Origin of the sequence: Leptospira perolatii (assembly GCF_002811875.1) — a bacterium.
GTDB lineage: Bacteria > Spirochaetota > Leptospiria > Leptospirales > Leptospiraceae > Leptospira_B > Leptospira_B perolatii.
Genome location: NZ_NPDZ01000012.1, coordinates 67,356 through 92,624, shown reverse-complemented (window position 1 = coordinate 92,624; position 25,269 = coordinate 67,356). Strand labels below are relative to the sequence as shown.

The 25,269-nt window shown below is 43.0% G+C and carries 19 protein-coding genes and 1 pseudogene; 10 read left to right on the top strand and 10 right to left on the bottom strand.

Going from position 1 to position 25,269, the window contains the following annotated elements:
• Positions 1-21: 21 nt before the first annotated feature.
• Positions 22-1,122 carry a helix-turn-helix domain-containing protein gene (locus CH373_RS15775; RefSeq protein WP_100714724.1) on the bottom strand — a complete coding sequence of 367 codons (1,101 nt, stop codon included), beginning with the start codon at positions 1,120-1,122 and terminating at the stop codon, positions 22-24.
• A 233-nt stretch (positions 1,123-1,355) separates the two neighbouring features.
• Between CH373_RS15775 and CH373_RS15770 the strand changes: the two genes are divergently transcribed.
• Positions 1,356-3,659, top strand: a complete 2,304-nt coding sequence (locus tag CH373_RS15770; RefSeq protein ID WP_423789795.1) for a hypothetical protein — start codon at positions 1,356-1,358, stop codon at positions 3,657-3,659.
• Positions 3,660-3,835: 176 nt separating this feature from the next.
• On the opposite strand, the gene CH373_RS15765 is transcribed toward CH373_RS15770, so the two are convergent.
• On the bottom strand, positions 3,836-4,303 hold the full coding sequence (locus CH373_RS15765) for a Dps family protein (protein ID WP_100714723.1): 468 nt from the start codon (positions 4,301-4,303) through the stop codon (positions 3,836-3,838).
• Between the two features lie 672 nt (positions 4,304-4,975).
• Between CH373_RS15765 and CH373_RS18990 the strand changes: the two are divergent.
• Positions 4,976-5,668: pseudogene (locus CH373_RS18990) on the top strand (SBBP repeat-containing protein); the annotation flags it as partial.
• An 18-nt stretch (positions 5,669-5,686) separates the two neighbouring features.
• On the top strand, positions 5,687-6,091 hold the full coding sequence (locus CH373_RS18985; protein WP_476737883.1) for an SBBP repeat-containing protein: 405 nt from the start codon (positions 5,687-5,689) through the stop codon (positions 6,089-6,091).
• 4 nt (positions 6,092-6,095) lie between these two features.
• Here the strand turns inward: CH373_RS18985 and CH373_RS15755 are convergent, their stop codons facing one another.
• Entirely contained in the window at positions 6,096-6,449 is a 354-nt protein-coding gene (locus tag CH373_RS15755) for a hypothetical protein (RefSeq protein WP_207763707.1), read from the bottom strand.
• 169 nt (positions 6,450-6,618) lie between these two features.
• Here CH373_RS15755 and CH373_RS15750 point away from each other — a divergent pair, with 169 nt between their 5' ends.
• Both CH373_RS15750 and CH373_RS15740 read left to right on the top strand, forming a co-directional pair.
• A complete protein-coding gene (locus CH373_RS15750; RefSeq protein ID WP_125170028.1) occupies positions 6,619-8,397 on the top strand; it encodes a sensor histidine kinase in 1,779 nt (592 codons plus the stop codon).
• Positions 8,398-8,640: 243 nt separating this feature from the next.
• Positions 8,641-9,969, top strand: coding sequence for a tetratricopeptide repeat protein (locus CH373_RS15740; RefSeq protein ID WP_100714719.1), 1,329 nt, complete (start codon positions 8,641-8,643; stop codon positions 9,967-9,969).
• Between the two features lie 41 nt (positions 9,970-10,010).
• Here CH373_RS15740 and CH373_RS15735 read toward each other — a convergent pair whose 3' ends face one another.
• The 3 genes from CH373_RS15735 to lon all read right to left on the bottom strand — a co-directional run bounded on the left by CH373_RS15735 (position 10,011) and on the right by lon (position 14,474).
• On the bottom strand, positions 10,011-10,628 hold the full coding sequence (locus tag CH373_RS15735; protein ID WP_100714718.1) for a response regulator transcription factor: 618 nt from the start codon (positions 10,626-10,628) through the stop codon (positions 10,011-10,013).
• Between the two features lie 40 nt (positions 10,629-10,668).
• On the bottom strand, positions 10,669-11,787 hold the full coding sequence (locus CH373_RS15730) for a DegT/DnrJ/EryC1/StrS family aminotransferase (protein WP_100714717.1): 1,119 nt from the start codon (positions 11,785-11,787) through the stop codon (positions 10,669-10,671).
• Positions 11,788-11,912: 125 nt separating this feature from the next.
• On the bottom strand, positions 11,913-14,474 hold the full coding sequence (gene lon / locus CH373_RS15725) for an endopeptidase La (protein ID WP_100714716.1): 2,562 nt from the start codon (positions 14,472-14,474) through the stop codon (positions 11,913-11,915).
• 106 nt (positions 14,475-14,580) lie between these two features.
• Between lon and CH373_RS15720 the strand changes: the two genes are divergently transcribed.
• The 3 genes from CH373_RS15720 (at position 14,581) to CH373_RS15710 (ending at position 17,965) form a co-directional block, all read left to right on the top strand.
• Entirely contained in the window at positions 14,581-15,522 is a 942-nt protein-coding gene (locus CH373_RS15720; RefSeq protein ID WP_100714715.1) for an NADP-dependent oxidoreductase, read from the top strand.
• 317 nt (positions 15,523-15,839) lie between these two features.
• A complete protein-coding gene (locus CH373_RS15715) occupies positions 15,840-17,342 on the top strand; it encodes a pectin acetylesterase-family hydrolase (RefSeq protein WP_100714714.1) in 1,503 nt (500 codons plus the stop codon).
• Between the two features lie 170 nt (positions 17,343-17,512).
• Positions 17,513-17,965: a MarR family winged helix-turn-helix transcriptional regulator gene (locus CH373_RS15710; protein ID WP_100714713.1), complete on the top strand. Its 453-nt coding sequence runs from the start codon at positions 17,513-17,515 to the stop codon at positions 17,963-17,965.
• 208 nt (positions 17,966-18,173) lie between these two features.
• Here the strand turns inward: CH373_RS15710 and CH373_RS15705 are convergent, their stop codons facing one another.
• Together CH373_RS15705 and CH373_RS15700 are read right to left on the bottom strand one after the other, a co-directional pair.
• Positions 18,174-18,734 (bottom strand): O-acetyl-ADP-ribose deacetylase, encoded by a 561-nt coding sequence (locus tag CH373_RS15705; RefSeq protein WP_100714712.1) that lies wholly within the window; start codon positions 18,732-18,734, stop codon positions 18,174-18,176.
• Positions 18,735-18,825: 91 nt separating this feature from the next.
• Positions 18,826-20,301 carry a hypothetical protein gene (locus CH373_RS15700; protein ID WP_243393438.1) on the bottom strand — a complete coding sequence of 492 codons (1,476 nt, stop codon included), beginning with the start codon at positions 20,299-20,301 and terminating at the stop codon, positions 18,826-18,828.
• A gap of 628 nt (positions 20,302-20,929) precedes the next feature.
• Between CH373_RS15700 and CH373_RS15695 the strand changes: the two genes are divergently transcribed.
• Complete coding sequence (locus CH373_RS15695; RefSeq protein WP_100714710.1) at positions 20,930-22,654, top strand: methyl-accepting chemotaxis protein; 1,725 nt, start codon at positions 20,930-20,932, stop codon at positions 22,652-22,654.
• A 9-nt stretch (positions 22,655-22,663) separates the two neighbouring features.
• Here the strand turns inward: CH373_RS15695 and CH373_RS15690 are convergent, their stop codons facing one another.
• Both CH373_RS15690 and CH373_RS15685 read right to left on the bottom strand, forming a co-directional pair.
• On the bottom strand, positions 22,664-23,371 hold the full coding sequence (locus CH373_RS15690) for a hypothetical protein (protein ID WP_100714709.1): 708 nt from the start codon (positions 23,369-23,371) through the stop codon (positions 22,664-22,666).
• A gap of 63 nt (positions 23,372-23,434) precedes the next feature.
• Complete coding sequence (locus CH373_RS15685) at positions 23,435-24,466, bottom strand: zinc-binding dehydrogenase (protein WP_100714708.1); 1,032 nt, start codon at positions 24,464-24,466, stop codon at positions 23,435-23,437.
• 224 nt (positions 24,467-24,690) lie between these two features.
• On the opposite strand from CH373_RS15685, the gene CH373_RS15680 reads away from it, so the two are divergent.
• Complete coding sequence (locus CH373_RS15680) at positions 24,691-25,263, top strand: PaaI family thioesterase (protein WP_100714707.1); 573 nt, start codon at positions 24,691-24,693, stop codon at positions 25,261-25,263.
• The last annotated feature ends 6 nt before the right edge of the window (positions 25,264-25,269 follow it).

The window sequence follows — 25,269 nt, the reverse complement described above, 5'->3', positions numbered from 1 at the left end:
GGTTCGATTGATCAAATCGTCTTAAGATGATTTGGAACCTTTTTTCTTAGGACTCCTCAGTTCTCTCGGAGTTTTTCCCGTAATTTTTCTAAATGCATCGTTAAACGAAGACTTAGAATTAAAACCCACGAAATAACAAACCGAGAGAATATCCTGATCCGGATTTTCGGAAAGCAGAGAAACCGCCTCTTCTATCCTAAACTTATTGATATAACTATAAAATCCGATCTTTAAATGTTCGTTCAAAAACTCTGTCAACTGGTAAGGCTTGATCTGTAATTCCTTAGAGAGAGATTGCAGTGTCAATTCCGCTTCTCGATACAGCCTCTTCTCCCTCATTAACTCCTGAATTCTTAGTTCCAGCAAATTCAGATCCACACCTACCAAGAGAGATCTTTCGTATTTCTTTTTTCGTACCTCTCTAGTGAGTGGGCCGAAAAAATCATGATAGCGAGCAGGAGCCAAGAAAAGCATCACGACAATTAAAGAAACAAGCAATGCGCCAATGATAAATAGCTGCTCCGAATTTCCCAGAAAGCCTCCCACTAAAGAAAGCATCGCAATCATTGTGATCGAAGCGAGAATAAAGATAAAGCGAACCTGCCTGCTGACCTCCTGAACTGAGGAAACCGCACCCAACATTCTGTACCTAGCGATAAAATAGCCAGTGGTCGCAATGGTAGCTATTACAAAGGACACCCCTAAAAAATGCCTCCAACGAACCTCTCGGAAATCTCGAAGGTCGGCAATGATCGAATGGATCGGCCTAACAAAAAAGATTAATTCCATCAGGAAGAAAATCATAGGTAACATAAAATGAAGCCGAAGATCCCAGCCCATGGGTTGATTCGGATACAATAGTGCATGGGTATAAATCAGTGTAAGAGGTCCTACCATAGAAAAGGAAGTAAGTAGTAGGAAAATCGAATGTGGGTAAACCTGATCAATTTTAAGAATCACATTCGCGACAGAAAATAGAATAATCCCTAGAGACAAAAACAATAGCGCGGTAAGGTAATTTTCGCGGGTTCTTTGTTCCGGAACTACCTTTTGTATGGCGATCAAGAAAGAAAGAGCACTGCCGAAATATACGACCGGAACTGTATATTCTGTCCCAAGCATGGAACAGAGATAGAAAGATCGCGGGTTATGTCAAGAGAATTGGATTTCTAACAATCGTTAGAAGACAAATCAATCTGCTGAAATTTGCTAGTTTTTTGGTCCGAATCACGCGATCCGGTCGTTCGAATTATGGTCCCCGGTCGATCCTTTTTTGAATACCGGTTATTCTATCTCCGCTTTAGTCCTCACAAGGACTTTCGTAATTAGTGGAGAAAGAGCCCATGCTAAGAAGAATGATTCTGAAAAATCGACCTCTCTACCATGTACTTCTGGTTTTACTCGCCGGAACAATTGGTGGATGTCCTCTGGGAATTTTTACCGGATTCCCAAATCAAGAAGAAGTTTGTAATTTCGACCCAAACAGGGAATCGCTAAGATCCGCATCTGCAGCAAATTTTCCTGAACCGAAAATCGATTCAATCAGTGTAAACGGAACACTGGTATGGCAAGCAGTCACACCACCGGGAACAACACCCCTACCTACTCCTACGCTCAGTCCTGGACAAATCGTAACTTTGACCGGATCAGGATTGGGGAACGGACCTGATATCGATTACACAAAAATCATGATTGGGAATACGAGAATCCTCGAAACCAATCTAAGAATGTTTGTCCAAAAATTGGATGCAACGAAACAGGTAAACTTCGAAGAGCCTGAAACGCATTCTACTTGGGACAGTTATATCATCCTTTGGAACGACGGTGAAGTTAGATTCAAAGTTCCAGAGCACGTGAGCAGCGGTCCGATCACTCTGCAAGTGCAGAAAAGAATCGGATACAACCAATCACTCCTAAGACCAGGTGCACCTCATAATGTGATCGATGCTCAGACAAAAAGAATCCAGAACAAAGATTTCGCACATAAATGCGATGTCGTATCTTTGTTAAGCGAAGCAAAAGGAACAAATCCGATTGATGTAAATATCAATAACTCAGGATTTGCTCAGCTATTAGCACTCGGCGAAAAAATCTATTGGTCGTACGATTTCAATATCGGGATCGCTCACAATATCCGGAATTTAGACTGGAAGAAAATTTTCGCTTATCAAACCAATGACCCTATCACTGGAGCCGTGGCAGATCCTGCAGTACTCTTCGGAGGATACAGAACGAATAGTGGTGAAGTTCCTGCTGCAGCAATCGACAACGTTTACTTCGATCCATATCCACAACCGACACCGATTCCAGGCCAAGCCGGATCGGATCCTTTGACCAAAGGATGGACCAAAAATACCGGATGGGCCGGATACAGATACGCAGAGGCTAGCAATCCTTACACTGGAAAAGGAGAATGGTCCGGATTTAACTGCGCGTCTTGTCACGGATACAGAATTACCTACGAATCATCACCTGGGGTAAACACTACTAGAGTCATTCCAGGCTTGCCGAATCCGAAATGGTCCATGAAATGGGCCCTCCTCGGAAATTTCACCGGAGTAAAGGCGAACGAGAAAGGACCAAAAATAGATCCAACTTCCCAAGACGTAGACAAGACAAATCTCATCTACGTAATGCCTGAAGGAGCTGGAGAGCACGCGATCGTTCGAGTTTCCGGAGACGGTGCAGAAACATCAAATGACTACCAGTTCTCACCGATCGCGATTCCGAACGTAACCAACTACATGGGAATTAGACGCTCCCTTTCTCATACAGAATCTTATGTTGGTTTCGAAGGATCTTACATTCACTCTGAAGAACCGGATGGAGCCACTGGATCCATGAAGGCACGAGAGCTGCAAGCTTTGACCGCCTACATGACCAAACTCGATAAGTTCGACAATCATTTGCGCCATACTGGAATGTATCGCTGGCTTAAAAACAACGGAAAGCTAATCACCCAAGCAGGATCAAATCCGGGAGAAGGTGGTTTTGTACAAGCAGGTTGGCAAGCTTATCCTGGAGTCGTCGCAGCTGTGAACCGCGGAAAGGCTACTTTCAATCGGGATTGCGGCTCTTGCCACAACGACAAAGTTGGAATGAACTCGAACGAAAGAATGTTCCGATTAAACGAAGTCGGCCGTTTCTTCAACCCTACAATCTACCAAAGAGCACAACAGGCAATCAGAGCTACGTTCTTGCGCGATTTGTATTGGGTGCAGCACCGCGGATTGTTAAGCGACGGACACGTAAGAAATTTGGAAGATTTAGTGAACCCGGATCGTTGTACCGAAGGATCCACTTTGTATAACAACTATTATACGCTCCACGCTCCAGTGATCCCTGCATTAGGCAGCCCTGATCATCCTGAGCCTTTCCCTCCGCATAACAGGAAGGGAGACGTATTCCGCGCTTACAGAGCTCCAAATACTGAAGATGGTATCAAGAAAAACAGATTCATCGAACGTCACAAGTACTTCGTAACTGTTCCTTGGGATCCGGACTGGTACTATTGGGACTACCAAAAAATGAGAAGAGAGTACGGACCTGATGAATTAGGAACGCACGACCCGATTGGAATGCCTGCTGCACCACACCCATGGTGTACTCAAAGCACAGCTGAGATCGGAGATCTTGTAGAGTATCTGCTGACTCTTTAAAGGAACAGTATGACCCGGTCTTAAAATTCAGACATACCAAAGGCCGGGTTACAAATAAGAAGCCGATCCTACTTCTTTTACAGAATCGATCGGAACAGCATGAGTTTACCCATCTCTTTCAATTCTCTGCATAAGCCCCAGTCTCCGAAAGGAGACCGGGATCTTTTTTTAAGAATTTACTCTAGCATGCTCCTAAGCATCCAAGCAGTCTTTTCATGAATCTCTAGTCTTTGGGTAAGTAAGTCCAAGGTCACTTCGTCGGCTCCAGATTCTGCCGCAGGCAAAATATTTCGCGCAGTTCGTATCACGGCTTCGTGGCCGTCCACTAGGTTCTGGATCATCTCTTCTGCTTTCGGAACTCCATCTTCCTCTTTTAAAGAAGTGAGAGAAGAGAAGGCCTTATAACTTCCAGGCGCGGGATATCCCAGAGAACGAATTCTTTCCGCGATGAGATCCAGAGCATTCCACAACTCAGTGTACTGAGTCATGAACATCAAATGTAGAGTGTTGAACAATGGACCGGTCACGTTCCAATGGTAGTTGTGAGTTTTCAAATATAGGAAAGTTGTGTCCGCGAGTAATTTCCTAAGTCCTTCGTTGATTTTGTCGCGATCCTTTTCCGGAATTCCAATATTCGGTTTCATACGGTCCTCCTATTTGCACCAATCTAATATATTTAGAATTAATATACTATTAGAATAATTCTAAATATATTTACTTTGCCTAAAAAAATTTAGGGACCATTCTTTCGATTTGCAAGGAATTTCCTGACAAACATGCAGGAAATTCTAGAACCTTTCCGCAGAGAATTTTTTTCTAATACCAGTTGAACGGAATCCTGCCTGTCATTGTTGCCTCGGCCTTACCACATATATTTCTGATTTTGGATTCGATACGATTCTATATCACGCATTGCATCGGAATTGGGACATTACGTTTCACAGCGTCGCGAATAACAGCAATGAGGCTATTTACTTTTATATCCAACGATATTCTTTTGAAACGAGCTTTTCATTATAAATTTTGAATACTACTGGACCAGGGCATATCATTTTTTTTCCTGGAAGCTCATGCTCGCGAACTCTTCACTGCTATTCCGTTTGAATTTAGTTGTTCTACTTTCCTACAACTCTATTCAGTGCGTTCCGTTTCAATGCAATTCTATGGATGCATCCTGCTCCGCCTCAAATCTTTTGCTAACTCTTCAACCTCCTGGCAACCTAGGCAACAAACAGTGGGACAAATTGTTCGGAGTATCTGGAGGTATTACCGCGGCAGTGGGGATCAAGGCAGACCTATCCGGAAATACATACACGACCGGTTTTACGAATGGTAATCTAGATGGAATTACACTTTCAGGGTCACAGGACTTATTAATCACCAAATATGACAGCATCGGCAACAAAGTGTGGACTCGATTACTCGGAGCTTCAGGCGTTCAAACTTCTCCGAACTCAATTACCCAAGACAGCCAAGGAAATCTTTACTCTGCTGGATCGGTAACCGGCAATCTAGACGGACAAACTCTAACAGGAAACCAAGATCTGTTCGTGACAAAGTATGACACTTCTGGAAACAAGCAATGGACTCGGTTACTAGGATACGCAGGCAGTATAACTGTTTCCTACGGGATTACTTCGGATTCTATGGGAAACATATACGCGACAGGATCGACTAACGGAGATATAGACGGACAGATTCATACCGGAGCGCTTGATCTTTTCTTAATAAAGTATGATAACTTAGGAAATAGAAAGTGGACTCGATTGCTGGGTGTCGCGGGAGCCAATACGACTGTCGCAGCAGCGGCCACAGATACACAGGGAAATATTTATGTTACTGGACTTACTACAGGAAATTTGGATGGTCAAACACTGAAGGGATCATCTGATTTATTTGTAGTAAAGTACGATAGCTCGGGCGTCAAACAATGGACTCGATTGTTAGGAGCAGGAACAGCTAGCGGTCGCGGAATCGCTTCGGATCCATCCGGGTTCGTCTATGTTTCTGGTAATACCTCAACTTCTGTGGATGGAGAAACTGTTACTGGATACCAAGACTTGGTAATCGTAAAATACGATTCACTGGGCAACAAACACTGGACCAGATTACTTGGAGCAGTAAGCACTAATACTTACACACTCGGACTCTGTTCAGACCCTTTCGGTTATCTCTATGCCACCGGGTACACAGACGGAAAATTGGGAGGAGAATCACTTACAGGTTCCACTGACCTATTTGTAACGAAATACAACGGGTCCGGAGATAGACAATGGGTACGGCTTCTCGGAGCCGCCGGGAGCACAGCAAATTCATATGGGATTACTTCCGATAATCTCGGAAATATTTTTATTTCTGGTTTCACTACCGGCAACTTAGACGGTCTTTCTCTTGTGGGAACACAGGATGGATTTATTGTGAAATACCAGTAAATCGTTAGACTGATTTATGCAACTTGCGAAACCAAAAACCAAGGAAAGCTGCGCCTAACACTAGGATCGGAGAGATCCATGCGGTGAGCACATAAGAGACGCCCGCTTCAGCTAAAATAGCAGGGCCAGCGAAAGGATCCGTTACCTCAAGCAATAACGAATAGGAATAAGCTCCAGCAATTGGTAGGATTAGTAGAAGACTCCAAGGTTTGTACCGAGCTCCAAAGAAAGCAAGCGCAGACATTGCGAGTGCCCAAAGCCAAACTTCGCTGAAAGCGGGTTCTTTATCCATTACCTCTGCGCTGAGAGAGAAAGGAATCCAGAGGAAAAGAAAAACGATTTCTCTCATTTGATTCAAAAACCAATCCTATTGATCCTGCAGTTTTATACCTCAAAAAAACTGCTTCATTCCTTTGGAGCCTAAGAGGAATGGATATGCTTTACGTAATGAGGAAGCAAATAGTCTAAAGCAAGAATTGAGGTTCCACTTGCTAGCTCGCACTTTTCCTAGTTCCATCCTTCGCAAAATGCGGATCACTTATTCTATCGTACTCTGTCTGCTGCTCTTTTCTTGTAGAGTTCCGGACTCATTGGTTTCGGTCCATGGAGAATTTACAGACCTTTCTGGTCGCAAAATCCAAATACCGGCCGGTCAGATTCAACCGAATGCTGACTTTCCTACTATCACTCTCTCTATTCCGGTTTCCGAAGAATGGAAATCACTCCTACAAAGTGGAGCACCGCTTTCTATTTATTCAGGAAAAATTAGCGGAAGGGCAGCATTTTATTTGGATGGGAACTTAATCGGAAAAGTGGGAGAAGAATTCAAATCGGGACACGCCCGTTTTTTCCTATCTAGTTTACCTAGTTTCAAATCAGACCAGATTCCCCAGAATTTCCGGATAGAACTTTCCAAATCCGAAGACTTCCCTTTGGAGATCAAAGGCCCCATATATGTGGGAAAATCGGACGATCTATATCGCTGGCACTTTACAGAACAATTTATCGATGTAAGCCTCTGCTCTCTATTCTTATTAATCGCTTTTTGTTATATATTCCTCTACGTAAGGAGGCCGGTCCACCGACATAATTTACTCTTTGGACTTTTCATGCTATTTGCAGCAGTATATTGGTTCATGCGAATGGATCTGAGAGAAAGTATCTTCGGAGGGGAAGTAATCCTCAGGCTCAAGATTGAATACGCTACACTTTTTCTTACTGCACCTTTATTAACTCTTTCTTTAGAAAACTTGTATTCGGTTCGAACTCATATCGCTGGAAAAATACAACTTGCGATTTGTTCCTTCTTGGCAATTGGAGCAGTCCTGCTTGAACCGAAATGGATGTTTCTTGCCTTAACTATTTGGGAAGCTCTCGCAGTACCTGCCATACTATATACAATCTATTTGAATATTAAAGCAATGCTCGAAAAGGAAAAGACCGCTTTCCTGATTGGGCCGGCAGTCCTTGTTTTGATTGCATTCTGTTTTTATGATATTCTGAACGACTTTTTCCACCAACCTCAAGAGCAGATCAGTAAATTCGCATTCCTATTCTTTGCTATTTCACTTTCGTTGGCTTTCTTGGAGCACACCACCAGTCTGGAAAAGAACATCGAAAATCTTTTGCATTTCACGCAAAGCGTTTCGGGAACGAGCTACAGTATAGATCGCCATATCGAAGTAGGCAAGTTCGCTTGTTATATGATTCACGATCTAAAAAATGATCTATCTACAATCGGTTATTTGTGTGAAGCGTTGAATCCGAACGATTCAAAAAAGAATGCATGGATCTCCGAGACGATTCTAGAGCAAGTGCATTCGCTCAGGAACAAGACCACAGATATTTTAGATTTTGTGAATGGAACCTACTCTATCAAAAAAAAGGAAGTTCCTATTTTAGATTTCCTAATTAAAATTAGAGAGTCATTACTTCCAGCAGTACAGAAAGCAGGACATGCTTTCACGATCGATTGTCCTTACGAAAATGAAACCGTAGTCATAGACGAAACCTCTCTGGAAAGAGCCTTAAAAAACCTAATCTACAATTCATTGTCTGCAATGGAAAAGGGTGGAACCGTCCAACTTAGCTTTCGAAAAGAGAAAGACGCTCTGGTTTTTGTGGTAAGCGATAATGGTCCCGGATTTCCCGCAGATTGGCAGGATGTGAATCTGAGACAGGGCATTGAAGGTCATGGTCTTGGTTTACGAATCACCAAAAGTATTGTAGAGGGTCACCAAGGTAAATTGGAATGCTCCTCTAGTCAAGGAGGAGGAACTCGTTTCGAGATAACGATTCCAGCTTAAGCGACAAATGAAACAACGATCTCAATTTCGAAACGACGAAAAATCTGAATCAAAGCGTAAACTCACAAATCCAAATTTCTTAAAGGATCTCTTAAATTCAATGGGTTCGATTGGTAAATTCACCGAGGTTTTTTTGATAGCAAAATCATTAATTTCTCCGAACCACAACCTGCGTAAAACCATGGGTTTTGCCTGTTGGTTCACCTGTTGCCCTTCCGTATTTAAGAGAATAGATTCTTCCCAATGACTCTGAAAACTATCCCCAACACAAAAGACCTTAGAGGTGCACCTCTCACTGGAGCAAATTCGAAATCGATCGATCACTACGAAACAGCTATTTGTCAATTAAATTGTTATATTGGCGATCCGGTCGGGACCACAAATCAGGCGTTAGTCGAAAGCCCCGAGTTCGCCATGGGTTATGTATTAAAAGCTTATCTGTTATTGAGCGGTATGGAGCGAAGTGCGATACCTGCAGCAACCGAGTGCGCCTCTGCATTAGGAAATTTGCATTTGAATGAAAGAGAACAAATGCATTCCGCCGTTGTCACTAGTCTACTTGGGGGCGCGTTCCGTCACGCCACCGAACTTTTGGAAGATATCTTGATCAGAGATCCGCATGATATCTTGGCCTTGCAAATCTCTCATTTACTTGATTTTTATCGCGGAGATAGCCGAAGCCTGAGAGATAGAATTGCAAGGGTATTACCGGAATGGCGAGCAGATATGCCCGGCTATCATGCCTTGCTTGGAATGTACGCTTTCGGTCTGGAGGAGAACGGTGATTACGGAAGAGCGGAAGCCGTAGGTCGGGAAGCTGTTGGATTAGAAGCCCGCGATGGTTGGGCACATCACGCAGTCGCACATGTGATGGAAATGCAAGGACGCTACGAGGATGGCGCAATCTGGCTTACAAGCGGACAATCTAAATGGGCACCTGAATCTTTCTTTGCAGTACACAACTGGTGGCACCTCGCTCTCTTTTTATTGGAATCGGAAAAGACCGAAAGTGTCCTGGAATTGTATGACGGTCCGATTCGAGGTGGTCAGTCGAATATGGTTCTCGATATGGTAGATGCTTCTGCGATGTTGTGGAGATTGCACTGTAGAGGAATCGATGTCGGCGATAGATGGCAAGCGATCGCAGACCAATGGCAACCGCTGATCGAAGATAGATTCTATTCGTTTAACGACGCGCATGCAATGATGGCATTGTTAGGAGCAGGTCGCAAAACCGAAGCGAATCAATTGCTTTCTACCATGTTCATTACCGCGAATGAGCAAACTGATAATGGAATCATGACTCGAGAAGTGAGCATACCGCTCAGCCAAGGATTCCTGGCTTTTCAAGAGGGCAAATATCAGATCGCACTAGAATTTCTAAGACCTGTTCGCAATATCGCGCATCGCTTCGGAGGCAGTCATGCTCAGCGAGATCTAATCGATCTAACAATGCTTGCGGCAGCCTCACTTGGAGGAAAGCAAAGCCAATTGAGAGCTCTCGCGAACGAAAGATTAATGCTAAAGCCGCGGAGCCCGCTTGCTAAACGATATCGAGAATCGGCAAACTAGCTACAAGTTAGATTCAACGGAAGATGCAGAAATGCGACTCGCTACAATCGATATTTGTCTGCGATGCGGACCAAATCCGCGAGGCTTTCTGCATCTAACTTTTCTTTGATATTCTGACGATGGAAGTCTACGGTTCTAAGAGCGATATTGAGTTGTTCAGCGATTTCCTTATGCTTGAAGCCGTTCGCCAACATCCTAAGCACTTCAATCTCTCGGTCCGTTAACAATTCTTTCGGGGACAATATTTGACCCTGACGAATCACAGATGATTGAATGACGGGAGACAAAACCGTGCTTCCCTGCATTATATTTTTCAAAAGTACTGCGATGGTTTCTACGGTGTCTTCCTTTGAAAAAAACCCTTTCGCATGATTTTCCAAAGCAAGCTCCACATAAGCTTTGTCTTTGTGATGACTAAACATAACGACTCTTTGAGTCGGAAATTGCGAAAGGACTTCCTTCAGGATAGATATTCCGTCCGTACGAGGTAAATCGATATCAAGCAAGATGATATCGTATTCGTTTCCGGCTTTTAGCTTTTGAAGCAAGTCCATGCCGGAATCAGCTTCTGCACTTACTTCGATGCCAGTCCCTTCTAACGCAATTCTTAAGCCCAATCGAAGAGCCGGATGGTCATCGACTAGCATGATTCTAATCATGAAATTATCCTTCGCTACACCTTAGCCAGGAAAATCCTACTTACTGTTTGTTAAACTCGCGAATCGCGGAAAAGACTTCGTCCAATTCGTTTTCTTGCATATACGGAAATAATGGAAAATTCAAGACAGACGAACAAATCAAAGCGGTCCGATGATCTTTGCCAAATTTTCCTTTTATATAAGCTTTTGCCCCAGGCTGATCGCTCATCGCGCCTGGATAAATATTTCCGAATCCTATGCCTTTTGATTTGAGCAAGTCTTGGATCTTTGTGCGTACTGCCGGATCAAAGAGAGTGACATTGCAATATCCGTTTTCCTCGTAATCCTTAGGAGGGTGTATTACATTTACCTTAAGTTCAGGCAGAACCTTGTAATATTTTTCCACTGCTTTTCTTCTGGACCCGATTCTTGCATCGAGGTGAGGAAGATTGATGTTTAAGAATGCGGCCTGCAGAGTATCCATTCTAGAATTCCAGCCTACATCGCCGTGACCGTAATGCGAAGTGCGGCCATGGTTACCGAGCATTCTTACCTTTCCGGCTAATTCTTCATCATTTGTAAATACAGCGCCACCATCGCCCGCAGCGCCTAAAACTTTTGCAGGATAAAAAGAAGTTGTACTGATCAATGCATCTTGGTAGATCGGCTTGCCTTTGTATTTAACACCGAAGCACTGAGCTCCATCCTCTAACAGAGGAACTCCTTTAGATTTACATAATGCGCGGAATTCATCTAGCCTCGCGCTCCCCCATCCGTATAGATGGACGATAATTGCGGCCTTTGGCTTCGTCTGTTCCAAAGCTTTTTTAAACGCTTCGAAGTCCATCTGCAAGTCGTCCGGATTGGTATCGACCGTAATCGGGTCCGCTCCCACATTCACGACAGATTCGAATGTCGCCCAGAACGTAGAATCCGGAAGAAGAACAGAATCCCCCTTTCCCACTCCTAAAGCACGCAGCGCGAGTTGAAGTGCATCCGTTCCGTTAGCGCAGGCGATTGTATATTTAGTTCCGGTTTTTTCAGATAGCGCCTTTTCCAAGTTTGCTACCTCTTCTCCGCCGATAAAAGACGCATTCCTGCTTAGAGTCCTTACCTTTTCTTCCCAAGCCTCCAATAGCCCAGGTTCGAATCTCTTGATATCAATAAATGGTACGCCCATGAGTGCTCCTAAGAACAATTTTCGAAAGGAGATCTAAAAAGCAATTCTTTTGGGCAGGAATTCCTTCAAGGGAATCCTCATAGAAATGACTCCAGAGAATTCCGTATAGCGAAGCGTTTAAAGTTCTACTTTCTTTTTTTGCTCTTTTTAGAAGCTGCTTTTTTCTTAGGGCTGATTTTGGTTCCGGGCTTAATCTTTGAACCCTTTCTGGCCAGAAGTCCCGACTCCTTCAATGTTGAACTCGCAATCTGTCTTTCTCTCATTGAATCTTCGGGCTTCTTGAGAGTCGGAATTTTAGAATTTGAAGGCTTTAAGTACAGTTGAATATCCTTGGGATCAAAGAGTAAATTCACAACTTCTGCGAAATTCGAAACTGGAAAAAACTGCATTCCCTTTTTCACATAATCCGGAATTTCTGATAAGTGAAGTTGGTTATCTTTTGGCAAAATTATTTTATGAACTCCAGCCCGCTTTGCTGCTACGATCTTCTCTCGAATTCCGCCGATTGCCAACACTTCTCCGGTCAAAGTAATCTCACCTGTCATACCGAATCCAAGTTTGATTCTCTTTCCCCACGCTAACGAAAGTATCGCGGTCGCCATCGTAATCCCGGCACTTGGACCATCTTTGGGAGTGGCTCCATCCGGAACGTGTAGGTGAATCGTCTTGTCGTTAAAGAGCTCTTCGGAACCTAAGAAATTCTTAATATAGCTCAGTGCAATATTCGAAGATTCCTCCATCGACTTTCCGATCATGCCAGTGAGTACAATTCCACCTTTTCCTTTAATGAACACTGCCTCTACTAAAAGGGTCGCACCACCAACCGAAGTCCACGCCAATCCAAGGGCTGTACCGGGAACTGTCGGTTTTGTCATACGATCGTCGATGTATTTGGGAACTCCAAGATATTTTTCGATTTCTTCGGCCTTTATAGCAGGAGCTACTTTTTCGCCCTGCACGATTTTCATCGCAATCTTTCTCGCGAGTCTGTCGGTCTGTTTTTCCAGACCTCGCACTCCTGATTCTCTAGAGTATCCGTCTATCAGCGTAATGATCGCCTTTCGATCCATTTGCAGACCGAACTTGTCCACTCCGTTTTTTTCCAGGATCTTCTTCCAAAGGTGCTTCGCAAAAATTTGCACTTTCTCATCTGTGATATAACCGGATAAGTTTATGACTTCCATTCTATCCAAAAGAATGCGGCTAATGCTGTCTAACGTATTGGCGGTTGCGATAAAAAACACCGAAGACAGATCGAAAGGAAGATCCAGGTAATGGTCTCGAAAATTCTTGTTTTGCTCTGGATCAAGTACTTCTAATAGAGCTGCTGCAGGATCTCCTTGCACACCAACTCCTAATTTATCGATCTCGTCCAACAAGACTACAGAATCCTTCTCCTTTGTAATTCGAAGCGCAGTGATGATTTTTCCCGGCATGGAACCGATGTATGTCCGTCTATGCCCTTTGATTTCCGCTTCGTCTCTCATACCGCCGACGGAGAATCGGAAAAATTTTCTTCCAAGAGCCTCGGCAATGGACTTAGCAATCGAAGTTTTACCAACTCCAGGAGGTCCTACAAATAGTAGAATAGATCCCTTCTCCTCGGGCTTTAATTTTTTTACCGCAAGATATTCCAGGATCCGCTCCTTGACGTCATCAAGTTTGTAATGATCTCTGTCTAGAACCTTGCGAGCCTTGTCCAAATCGATCTCGCGAGTAACCGCGGCTTCCCAAGGTAAAGATTCCAGAATGTCCAAGTAGTTTCTGACTACATTGTAATCCGCAGTATTCGGATCAGTGTACATGAATTTATCCAATTCACGCTCGACCTCTTCTATCACTTCCGGATCCGCGGGAATGGATTTAAGTCTTTCTAAAAACTTTTCGTATTTCTTTTCGTACTTATCTTCTTTCACCCCGAGCTCGGTTTGAATTGCTTTTAGCTGTTCTCTTAAAAAGAACTGCCTTTGTTGTTTGTCGATTTTCTCCTGAATTTGTTCCTGGATTTCGCGCTGAAGACTAACTAGTTCGATTTCTTTCCTTAAGAAGAGTAAAACTTTTTCAATTCTATCTTTCAGATTGATAGATTCGATTACAGACTGGTAATCTTCCTTTTCTAGATTAAGGATACTGCAAACGAAATCCGCCATTTTTCCGGGTTCGTTTACGTTCAGCATCGTGAGCTTCATCTCTTCAGTAAAAAGTGGATTGTTTTGAGCGAGCTCTCGAGTCATGACTAGCAACGTCCTCATCATTGCCTTTACCGTGTTCTTAGGAGCTCCTGCATCTTCTTCGGGATAAGTTACTTTAGCGATTAATAATGGATCGACTGAGGAGAAGGACTCTACTTTGAATCTGCGAACTGTATTGATTAGTAAGTTGACCGCGTCGTCTGGCAAATTGACTTTTCTTAATATTTTTGCCACTACACCGAACTGATAGACATTTTCTTCAGTGTTCTTTTCGTGCTCTTCGTCCTTTAACAATACGAGCCCGATAAACGAATTCCCTTTTAGTGATTCTTCTACTGCACGGGCAAACTTTCCTCCAGGAACGATTAAAGGTGTGATGATTCCGGGAAATACGGGCCGCGATTTAATCGGAATTACGAATAGTTCGGGAGGTAAAATCGTATCTAAAGGTACAATTTTTCCCTCTAGTTCGTTCAAATCGTCTATCGGTTCCAAATTTTCTCCTTCTTCCTACATTATGAAGATTTGACTCTCGGGATATGCCCAGGATCTTAAGTTCGTTGCAATTCTCAAATACAATCTTGGTGTCTAAGTACTTACTATGAAAGCGATTCAATTTCGGAAATTCGGCGGTCCGGATCACCTGGAGCTGGTTGAAATGCCTGATCCGATTCCGGGGGAAGGGGAATATCTGATCAAGATTAAAGCCGCAGGCGTAAATCCCGTAGATTGGAAAATAAGAGAGGGTGGCCTTCAATCTAGAATGCACAATCAATTACCGATCATCCCAGGTTGGGAATTTTCCGGAACAATCACAAATAGAGGGTTTTCCGCCAAACGATTCCAAGTCGGAGAAGATGTATTTTCCTATTGTAGAAGACCCTGGATTGAAAAAGGCGCGTATGCGGAAATGATTTCCGTACCAGAATCTTATCTCTGTCCGAAACCAAAATCCATCACTCACGAGGAAGCCGCGACAGTTCCCTTAGCTGGGCTGACTGCTTACCAATGTCTATTCCAAGCTACTGTTTGCAAAAAAGGTGATACAGTTCTAATTCTGGGTGCTAGCGGAGGAGTAGGCTCTATGGCCACACAACTTGCCGTGAATGCAGGTGCGCACGTGATCGCCGTTTCTAGCGCAAGAAACCAGGAATATCTGAAAAATTTAGGAGCAATGGAATGGATCGACTACAATGCGGGTTCGATACGGAAAGCGCTTCTTGAAAGAAAGCCGGAAGGTGTGGATATCGTTTTGGATTTTGTAGGAGGAGAAACCTTTACCGAATCGCTAGGTTGCATTCGACCTGGAGGATCTATCGTTTCAATTTTGGTGAACACTCCTGCGACAAATCTAAACCTGCAGTCTGCGTACATTTTTGTGGAACCTAATGTAAAACAACTTTCGGAACTAGCTCAGTTAATCGACGAGGGGAAATTAAAAGTTCATGTCTCCGAAGTATTTTCGTTAAGCGAGGCAGCCAAGGCGCATGAAAAGATTTCTAGATTGCATACACGTGGTAAAATTGTTTTAAAAGTAAGTTAATCTACCCTCTCGAAAACTAAGCAGAAGAGACTAAGTGCAAACTAGAACAAGTTCTAAGAAGAATTAGAGAGCTCGGAGCGTAGTTTAAATGCTCCTTTACTGGAATGAAGGAGGAACACTCGCACCTTCTTGTAAAAATTCGAATCAACTTCTACGTGTAACATTTGTTCTAATATAATGTCCCTTCTCTAAGAACCGATTGACTTTATTCAAGTCGATACTTAGAATCGAAGCGAATCCTATGCGAAAGAAGAATCACTCTCATTCTCTAAGAGGATGTAAGTTGAAAATACCACAATCATAGGAAGTCGGATCCAATGAATTACAAAAGCATTATACTCGGAACTCTGGTGTTGAGCGTCCTTTCCTTCACGAATTGTAAGACTGAAAAAAAGGACGATGACAAGTTGCTACTTCTGGCGGCAGTATTATATTCTCCTTATGAAAAAATCGTTCCCACACCCGGAACAATCACCATTCCGAATACGGGTGGTGCTTATACCGGTCGATCCTTTACTCCGACTTGCTCAGGAGCGCCTGGAAATACCGACTTTTATTTCTTTCGCAAAAAGGTAGCGGACAATAATAAGAAGATTTTGATCAACTTCATGGGTGGAGGAGCTTGCTGGTCAAAGTACAATTGCTTTGGAGAGAATACGACTACCTATTTTAATATGCTGAATCAGCTTCCGGATATTTTCGTGAATATTGCATTCAAAGGGATTATGAATTCCGCTGCTCCTCGGAATCCGTTTCTAGCATATGATGTGATCTTTATCCCCTATTGCACGGGAGACCTGCATATAGGATCGGCAGACGCAGTCTATAATGATCCAACCAATGGAAATTCTCCTACTACAATCAAGCACAGAGGACACGAAAACGTACTCTCTGTCTTGAAATACATCCAGGATAACTATACTGGTCTGACGGATGTGTTTGTCACAGGCCAGAGCGCCGGAGGATACGGAGCTATATTAAATTATCCTCATGTTCGAGAAACAGTACACGGAATTAATGCAAGCGTAAAAGTGAATATGCTCTCAGATGCTTCGCAAGGAGTAGTGCAGACTATTTTTTATTCGAACGTGGTGAAAAATCTCTGGGGTGCGGATCAAAACCTTCCTACCTGGGTGACCAATATCACATCCGGCTACTTGACCGGTACACCTAGCCTGGTGGATTTTTTTGATAAAGTAGCGAGATTTTACACTGCTGATCAATTTGCGCAGTACACAAGTTTGTACGACGGAAACCAAAGATTCTTTATGAACGTAATGAATATAATTGATGGTTTGCCAGCTTACACAGATGCTGCGACAACTGATCCGTACGACTCAAGTAAAACCTACTCGACTTTGTTTGGAGATAGCGACGCGAGTTCGGTTGCGGATGGTTCTCCTACAATTCCGACCTTTGGACAAAACTGCTTTTGGCCAAAACAAATGTTATCCGACTTGGCTACTATCTCAGGCGGTGGAGCGATTATAGATTCGAACTACAAGATCTACATTGCTCCGGGAGATGTGCATACGATCACCACAAACGACGATATGTACAGTTTATCCACCGGAGGAGTCGATTTTACGACCTGGTTGGCGAATCATAGAGACGGAAACCATTTGGCTGCAGCTCCGGATTACGAAACTTGCACAAAACATGGTCATCTTTTCTCATCCAAAGATTGCTCTGCTTCCAATTTCAATAAAAGCGTCATCAATAATGCACTAGGGCATGCCACTTCTGATCAGGCTTATGCAGCATCGCTTAAAGACATGACTCAAGCCTGCCCCGACGGAAGTATGCAACCTCCGAACTAAATCGATCAGCCCGCCAAATCCTGGTTTATCGATAGGAATCCAAAGCCTCCTCAAAAGGGAGGCTTTGTTTTTTAGGCGAATCTCTGCACGAGCCAATATGCAAAATATTGCATACAGGACAGCACAGAATGAGTTGAAGACTTTCTTAAATATTTTTGAATACGCTATATATGGTTGAAAGTGCAGACGGAAAGTTCGATGTCAAAAATCAGCTGGGCTTTAATATTCATAGGACAGCAATTCTATTCCGAAGGGAACTACTGAGAGCACTTCAGGAATACGACATGACTCCGGAACAGTGGCAGGCTCTAGCGACTCTCTGGAAAATGGGGGGAGTCACTCAACAAGAGATCATCTCGGTAACTTTGCAGGACGCTCCGACTGCGTCTAGAATGATCCAAAGGATGGAGAAAAACGGACTCGTAAAAAAAACCAGAAGCCACGAAGACAACAGGGCGACGATCATTCTTCTCACTAGCAAAGGGAAAAAACTGGAATCAATATTGCCTAGATTATTGAGGGAACATTTTGCTCCCATTCTGGGAAAGTTAGGGAAAGAAAAAACCGACCAGCTCTTGAAATTATTGGCAGAACTCAGAGATGCCTTTGGTGATCCAGTGTAGCCCGGAATTAAAATTCCGGGACGCGGCCAGGCGGGCCCCCGCCCTGACTTTGGGAGGGGAGGTGGGCCAGTGGGACCCCGGTGCGGGCTATACCAGAAAATGCCCATTCTGTCAAGCTGAAACTTCTCGCCTAATCCTGTAGGAGCTCCTACAAAGCCCCCTGCTTTAGAAAATTACAAATTCGTACTATTCTAATTTTATAATTTTATTAAGAAAAATATTCCTCTTTAGGAGCTTCTTTTTCGAAAGGGAGATGCATTTTTTGGAGGATCCTGTCGTACAAGGAATAATTTTCTGAATCATAGCACACAAATATAATATGCTCGATCGATTTTACTGGAAACTGAGTGACAGCCCGAATCGCAATTAGAGCCGCCTGATCTTTCGGATATCCGTACACTCCGGTGCTGATATTCGGAAACGCTATCGATTCCTGTGAAAGATCTTCCCCGATTTTCATACAATTTTCGTAGCACGATTTAAGATACTCTTGCTCTCCGGCATCTCCTCCGGACCAAATGGGCCCGACTGTATGAATTACGAAATTTGACGGAAGCCTGCCCGCCTTTGTATATACAGCCTGACCTGTAGGAAGTCCTTCCGGATAGCGCTCTGCTCGGATATTTCTGCACTCGTCTAAAATACTTAGTCCGCCGGCTCTATGAATTGCACCGTCGACCCCTCCTCCCCCAAGCAAGGAAGAATTAGCCGCGTTCACAATGACTCCGACTTTCAGCGTAGTAATATCCGTATGCAACAAATAGATCATATGCTCTTTTGATTCAACCGCCAACGCCTAATTAGACTAAGCCGGTTTCAGTACAGGATACTAATATTCTAGAAAAGGAAATGCAATTTATTTAAATAGATAAAAGCAGTAAGTCCATAGTTTTTGTAAAAACTTTCCGAATATCATCGCGAGCATCTTCATTTGGCAAAACCCGATGGTTCCAAATCTTTAGGCCGAAACGGATAAAGAAATTATCCAGAAATTCGGTTTCCACGTGAGTTTTCATAATCGTTTTACTCGAATCTCTGTCCCATCTTAATACTACAACAGTTCCCTTACCGTCGTTTGCATTCACTACTGTTTCAGTAAATTCATGGATAATGGATTCAAGATTTCCCGGTATGAATAGGTTGATCGCCCAGCTAGGCGCCAAATACGCGAAAGCTCCGCTTACGTCGAACTTATCGATCTTTGCAACTTTCAGATTCAAAACACCGGAATTGCTTGTATTAGAAAATTTACCTTGGAGTTGGATAAACTCGTTGTCCAAGACCAATCCGTAAACGTTTGCTTCCAGAGATACATTTACTGCGAATGGGTACTCGGATAGACCGTTCAGATGAAAAGATTCACCCGGATAAAAATTTCCTTTTAGATCGAATGGGATGATTTTGCCGTCTTTTGTGAAGAATCGAAACTTGATTTCCGATTTCTTGGTTTCGATGTAGAACTCGGAAACGATTCTGCCTTGGGAATTCATGATTCTAGCTTTAACCCAGCCCAAGTATTTGATATCATCCAAATAATCTCCGAGCTCGGGATAGTCCACCATCAGAGTCTGCTCTACATTCCCGTCAAAAACGAATTCAGTGATTCCTTCCCCTTTGCCTTCCGCTTTGACTTTGACAAGTGAATCTAATCCAAAATAGTAATTTAGATATTTTGCAAGCGCTGGAAATGAATGTGCGAAATCGTTGAGCACTTTTCTTGATTCGGCGTCCTTGACCTTTTTAAAGATGCTTGTATTGGGGGCAGAAATGTTCTTCACGTTTTCTGCATTCAAAAATCTTAATCCTGAATCCATTACATTCAAACCGTGCTTATGTGTGAAAGGACCCATATGAGTCAGTAGATCCAAATTTCCAGAATAGGAATTTCCTCCGAATTTTGGATTCGCATTGTGCTTTAAGGCAAACTCAGCGGAAAAATCTCCGAATTGAGGGATTGGAACATCGTGAAAGCGTACATTTTCGAGACTCACCTTGTATCCTTCGCTCGAATACCTTCCCCTATAAGTGACAAAATGGGAACTTCCTTCCCGGTGCATATATTCCGAATTATATAAGTTTTTTAGTTCAAATCTTTCTAATGAACGATCCAAATACTTATGGAACTGAATCGCTTTTCCATCATATTGATTTTTCATCGCAACGATCTTTAGAAATTGTAAAAACTGCCTGGATATATTGCGTCCATCCGGGCCAATAGAATCAGGTATTTCCTTTAACGAATAAGCCGCAGAGGCTGCGCTTGCAAATACCAGCAGCACCGCGATGATTGCTTGAAATTTCTTGGTTTTAAAAAGAGAGCCCTTTCTCAAATTCATTCCCATTCCCAACGCTCTCCCCAATTTTATACCGAACGGCTGTTATCTTAAACCGTTCCCTTTGCTATACGCTAAAAAGCAGAGAAAAAATGTCAATCGTATAGCAATCGCTACAGTCCTTGCGAACTGTCTTAGACTACGGAATTCCGGCTTGGCAAATTATCCTAGTAGATACATACACCGCTGCTTTTTTACGCAAGGCAGTATTTCCCCAATAGGAAATTTTGGAATCTGATTCGATCAAAATTTTTTCCTACAAGTATAGTCGCTCCCTGTCCTGGGAACTAATCAGCCTTCTTACCGCGAAGGGACAAGCCTGATCATAAAAAGAAGAATTGTTTTGATTTAAGAAAATGAAAATTTTCATCTCAGATTCATTTTACTCCGAGCATTCAATTTATTACTTTAGATCCAGATTCTAATTACAAAACGGAATCCTGCACGATGTAGATAATTTCATTCCTTCAAATCGATACGACTTACTTCGAATCGCAGGGATCTCTTCCAGAATTTTCTTTTCGTACCATAAACCGACGTCTAACTCGCTTGACTTTTCTAATTTAGCAAAGAAGATTCATGCCGCTAGATCATTGAAGCCCGCCTAAACCTTCATATTAAGGAAACAACAATGAGTACTCTCCTTGGCGCTTTAGATCGATTAGGGATTCGAACAAAACTTACATTGCTGTTTGGATCAGTAATTCTTCCCATTGGATTATTAGTCTTTCTTGCATTAGCAAGTAATAAAGCACGAATTACTGATATTTCTACGATTCATCACGACCGATTGGTCCCTCTGAAGTTGTTAAAGGAAATCTCGGACAACTATGCCATTTTTATCGTGGACTGCGTGCATAAAACCAGAAGCGGAGAATTCACATTTGAGGAAGGACTTGCAAGCTTGGACAAAGCGGACAAACAGATTCGGAAATCCTGGACGAGCTATAAAGCTACACATCTAGTCCAAGAAGAATTAGATATTATTAAAGAAATTGAACCTCTCTACCAAGGCGCAGACCAAGTAATCGTCGAGGCGAAAGAGATCATGCTCGTGAAGGACCAAGCCAAGATCTCAGAATTCGCAGAAAAGTTATTATACCCGAGAATTGATCCGGTAACGGAAAAAATAGAAAAGCTGATTCAACTGCAACTGAAACTTACCGAAGAGATCTCCGAAAAAGCAGAAGCACAATACAAAGCAAGTTTTGTAGGGTTTGTAGTTTTGTCCTCTCTGTCGATCGGTTATATTCTCGTGATCGCTGTCGTATTTTCCATTCGGTTGATCAAAGGTTTGAAACTGGTGACTAATTCGATTCGCAATGCAGATTTTACTCATCCGATTCAGATTCAAGAAGACGCGCGGAAAAAGGATGAACTTTATCTGTTGCAACTTGCGTTTCGTGACTTTCAGATAAAGGTCCGAGAAATGCTTTCTACAATTTTGACATTCTCCGAAAATTTATTGGAATCCTCCGAACAACTTTCTAAGTCGAGTGATCACCTTTCTTCGAATGCACAATCAGAGTCGGCTTCTGTTGAACAAATATCAGCTTCTGTTGAGGAGATCAGCTCCGGCATGGAGCAAGTCACCCGCAACGCAGAGTCTCAATACCAACTCATTGCATCTTTTACTGGAGAAATGCGAGAATTAGACACCTTGATTAACAATGTAGGAGGTGCACTCAGGGTATCTCTAGAACGAATCGCGGAAATGTACTCTAAGGTTGAAGCTGGCAGAAAAACGATGGGCAACCTCTCGGATAGCATGGGCAAGATAGAGTCTAGCTCTGTAGAGATGAAATCAATCACTGCAATTATTAAAGAAATTTCGGAAAAGGTAAACTTGCTTGCTCTGAACGCCGCAATAGAAGCCGCGAGAGCAGGAGAGCACGGGCGAGGCTTCGCAGTAGTAGCGAGCGAAATTACGAGACTCGCGGAACAGACTGACCAAAGCACGAAAACGATCGAAGATTTAATCAAAACTAGTAATACTGAAATTCAATCCGGCAAAGGATTCGTAGACAATTCCGTAAAAGTGTACGCTGGAATTTTGGAAGGATTGCAGATTGTTAGAGACTCTAGCGACAATATCGCCGGGATCATGAAACACCAGCAAGAAAAGAAAGATAAGATCCGAGGAGCGGTGGATCAGGTTGATGCAAAATCCGAAGAAATTCGAGTCTCGGTCCGAGAGCAAAAAGTGGCAATCGCGGAGACTGCAAACGCTGTTTCTAACATTTCGGTCACGGTTCAGAATAGCGCCGCTAACTCTGAAGAAATTGCGAGCAGCGCTACTGGACTATTGAATATCGCAAAGCATCTTAGGGAAACGATGACTTTCCTGAAAACCTAATATCGAATATTAAGCCAAAGGCTTACTCGGATTTCTGCGAAATAGATAGAATACCGGATAGTGCAGAAAAACATCACCGATGATTAGGAAAAGCAATGTAAAGAAAGAAAGAATCTTTCCGATCGCTGAGTTTGCAAGCTCGGGAAAAACGGAAAGTATATAGATTGCAAATCCTGGGAGGAAGGAAATCAGATAGGTTCCCCAGGTAACCGTTAAATAGTCTACACTGGTACTCGTTTGAAAAAAGGATTTCCAGTCCGGCAAAAAAGTCAATCTGTGTATGAATACCGGAAGAAAAGTAAAGAACAAGAGCCCGGTTCCGAAATTGATTAGAAAATAGATCGTCTCTAAATTGGCTGGAAGCGGCTTCTTTAAATCTACTTTTGCAGCTTGAACGACGGGAGAAAGAAACAGAAAGAGAATCACATAGAAGATTAATATTATAACTAAAAGCCAAAAGAAAAAGAGAGCGTATGATTTAAAGGTAACAGGCTTTTCCGTATCCATCTTGGAACGCATTGTAAAACCGTTCGCTAAGTAACTCCCCAGCAACCCGAGGGACAAAAGCACCAGAATGAAAATAGGTGTCGCACCTCCTCCAGTTTGCAATGTCAACTGCAGAAAGTAAAGGCTAAGTAGTAAAAGAAGAGTTCTGGTGGTTATGATTAGGCCGACTCTTCTTTGAGCCGCAAGATATTGTACGTATTCTTTGAACATTCTATTCGAGTCCCTTTTTTCTAGTTTTTAGGGACTGACCATCGCTGCAAGCATTCTACTGTTTTAGGGAGATATGATAAATCTGATCGGATTTCCTTTTCTATCTTCCAAGTCTTTTAGGCTTTCATTGATTCTGTCCAAGGGCCGAATATCTGAAATCGATTTAGTAAGATTCAGCTTGCCTTGAACACATAAATCCACAAGCTCTGGGATTGCACGTCGATCTGATCCATAGGATCCGATAATCGAAATTTGTTTTTCTATGATGGAAAACGGAATGGCAAACTTCAACGGATCCCTTCCAATTCCTACCATCACCATTCTTCCTCCACGATTCATCGCACGAAGTGATTCTTCTATGTTCGACATTCTCCCGGAAAAATCCACAAGCAAGTCGACTCCTTGTACAGATTCTTTGAGAGCCTTACCTGGATTTTTGACTTCTCTTAGATTGATTACTTCGTCTGCTCCATAGGCCAAAGCATTCTCTAATGCTCCTCTATCCACATCCAAGGCAATCACCTTGCCTTTCGTAAGCGCTCTTGCGATTCCGACTCCGTGAATTCCAAGACCTCCGCAACCGAAAATTGCAACCGTATCTTCTTCTTGAATTGCTCCCCGAAATTTGACTGCGTTGTAAGGCGTAGAAACTGCGTCTGCAAGAATTGCACCCTGTTCAAAAGGGATAGAGTCCGGAAGTCCGTACAAATATCTTTCTTCCATCACATTAAATTCCGCAAAACTTCCAGGGCGATCGAATCCAAATACGCCAATTTCTTTGCAAAGATTTTCTCTTCCGCTCAGGCAGTGGACGCATTTCCCACAACTGGTTCCTGCGCCGATGACTACTCTGTCTCCTTTCTTGAACTTAGTCACATTTTCTCCGACCTCGTCCACGATTCCGGATGCCTCGTGTCCTGGAATCTGGGGATAGTGAGTACACTTGAGAGTTCCATGCAAAACCAGATGTACATCTGATCCGCAGATTCCGCATGCTTTCACTTTTATCCGCACTTGACCTGCGGTCAATTTCGGAATTGGGACTTCCTTCAAATCGAGACTTCTTTTTCCGGATTCTAAGACTGCAGCTTTCATGCGATGAATTTCTCCCAAGTCCTTCGAAGTTATGGGCGGAGATGGACCGGTCAAACTTGTTTTTGAGCTACTTACCACATTCTAAGCGACTAAATTTCCATTTCTGACTAAGGCCCCCTGAACTGTGTTCAGAGAGATTTTGGTTTTCTTTATTGTATGAGAATCGGTGCACTTTTCTGTGGATAACAGTCGTCCTATTTTTTAGGGGACCGGAGCAACAAACCATGATCGAAGAAAAGCTCTATCAAAAGATAAAAGCAAGTTATACGGGACAAGATTGGCACCATACGAATTGTTTTGGCTGCGGACCGGACAATCCAAAAGGCCTACACGCATCCTTTCCATTTCACGAAGAAAGCGGAGAAGTTAGATTCTCCTTCCTCATCGAAAAAAGCTTTGAAGGAGCTCCTGGCTTCGCGCACGGCGGCGCTCTAGCGGCATTGTTAGACGAAGCCCAAGGAGTTTTGTGTTTTCATCTCGGACATTTTGTAATGACAGACCAACTCTACATGAGATATATCAAGGCTTGTCCGTTAAACGAAAAGATTGTAATTCGATGCTGGGTAACTATGGTGCGCAGACGCAGACTATACACAAAGGCAACAATCCATTTGGAAAAGACCGGCGAGCTTTTGGTAAGTTCCAAAGCAAGATGGTACGATATGCCGGAAAGAATTTTCGCTCGAATGTTTCAAAGTACAAATTTTCCCGTAGAGACAATTTCAAAAATCTTAGAAGAAAATAAAAAGAGAGGAAAAGAAATACGCAAGAGATTAAAACTGTCTGCAAAAGCCTAATCTATC

What these genes read in the sequence shown, in the direction of transcription:
- CH373_RS15735 (WP_100714718.1), bottom strand. Translation starts at nt 10,628, where the DNA reads ATGATTAGAATCATGCTAGTCGATGACCATCCGGCTCTTCGATTGGGC.
- CH373_RS15690 (WP_100714709.1), bottom strand. Translation starts at nt 23,371, where the DNA reads ATGTTCAAAGAATACGTACAATATCTTGCGGCTCAAAGAAGAGTCGGC.
- CH373_RS15750 (WP_125170028.1), top strand. Translation starts at nt 6,619, where the DNA reads ATGCGGATCACTTATTCTATCGTACTCTGTCTGCTGCTCTTTTCTTGT.
- CH373_RS15765 (WP_100714723.1), bottom strand. Translation starts at nt 4,303, where the DNA reads ATGAAACCGAATATTGGAATTCCGGAAAAGGATCGCGACAAAATCAAC.
- CH373_RS15710 (WP_100714713.1), top strand. Translation starts at nt 17,513, where the DNA reads ATGGTTGAAAGTGCAGACGGAAAGTTCGATGTCAAAAATCAGCTGGGC.
- CH373_RS15705 (WP_100714712.1), bottom strand. Translation starts at nt 18,734, where the DNA reads ATGATCTATTTGTTGCATACGGATATTACTACGCTGAAAGTCGGAGTC.
- CH373_RS15730 (WP_100714717.1), bottom strand. Translation starts at nt 11,787, where the DNA reads ATGGGCGTACCATTTATTGATATCAAGAGATTCGAACCTGGGCTATTG.
- CH373_RS15715 (WP_100714714.1), top strand. Translation starts at nt 15,840, where the DNA reads ATGAATTACAAAAGCATTATACTCGGAACTCTGGTGTTGAGCGTCCTT.
- CH373_RS15685 (WP_100714708.1), bottom strand. Translation starts at nt 24,466, where the DNA reads ATGAAAGCTGCAGTCTTAGAATCCGGAAAAAGAAGTCTCGATTTGAAG.
- CH373_RS15700 (WP_243393438.1), bottom strand. Translation starts at nt 20,301, where the DNA reads ATGAATTTGAGAAAGGGCTCTCTTTTTAAAACCAAGAAATTTCAAGCA.
- CH373_RS15680 (WP_100714707.1), top strand. Translation starts at nt 24,691, where the DNA reads ATGATCGAAGAAAAGCTCTATCAAAAGATAAAAGCAAGTTATACGGGA.
- CH373_RS15775 (WP_100714724.1), bottom strand. Translation starts at nt 1,122, where the DNA reads ATGCTTGGGACAGAATATACAGTTCCGGTCGTATATTTCGGCAGTGCT.
- CH373_RS15720 (WP_100714715.1), top strand. Translation starts at nt 14,581, where the DNA reads ATGAAAGCGATTCAATTTCGGAAATTCGGCGGTCCGGATCACCTGGAG.
- CH373_RS15740 (WP_100714719.1), top strand. Translation starts at nt 8,641, where the DNA reads ATGACTCTGAAAACTATCCCCAACACAAAAGACCTTAGAGGTGCACCT.
- CH373_RS15770 (WP_423789795.1), top strand. Translation starts at nt 1,356, where the DNA reads ATGATTCTGAAAAATCGACCTCTCTACCATGTACTTCTGGTTTTACTC.
- CH373_RS15695 (WP_100714710.1), top strand. Translation starts at nt 20,930, where the DNA reads ATGAGTACTCTCCTTGGCGCTTTAGATCGATTAGGGATTCGAACAAAA.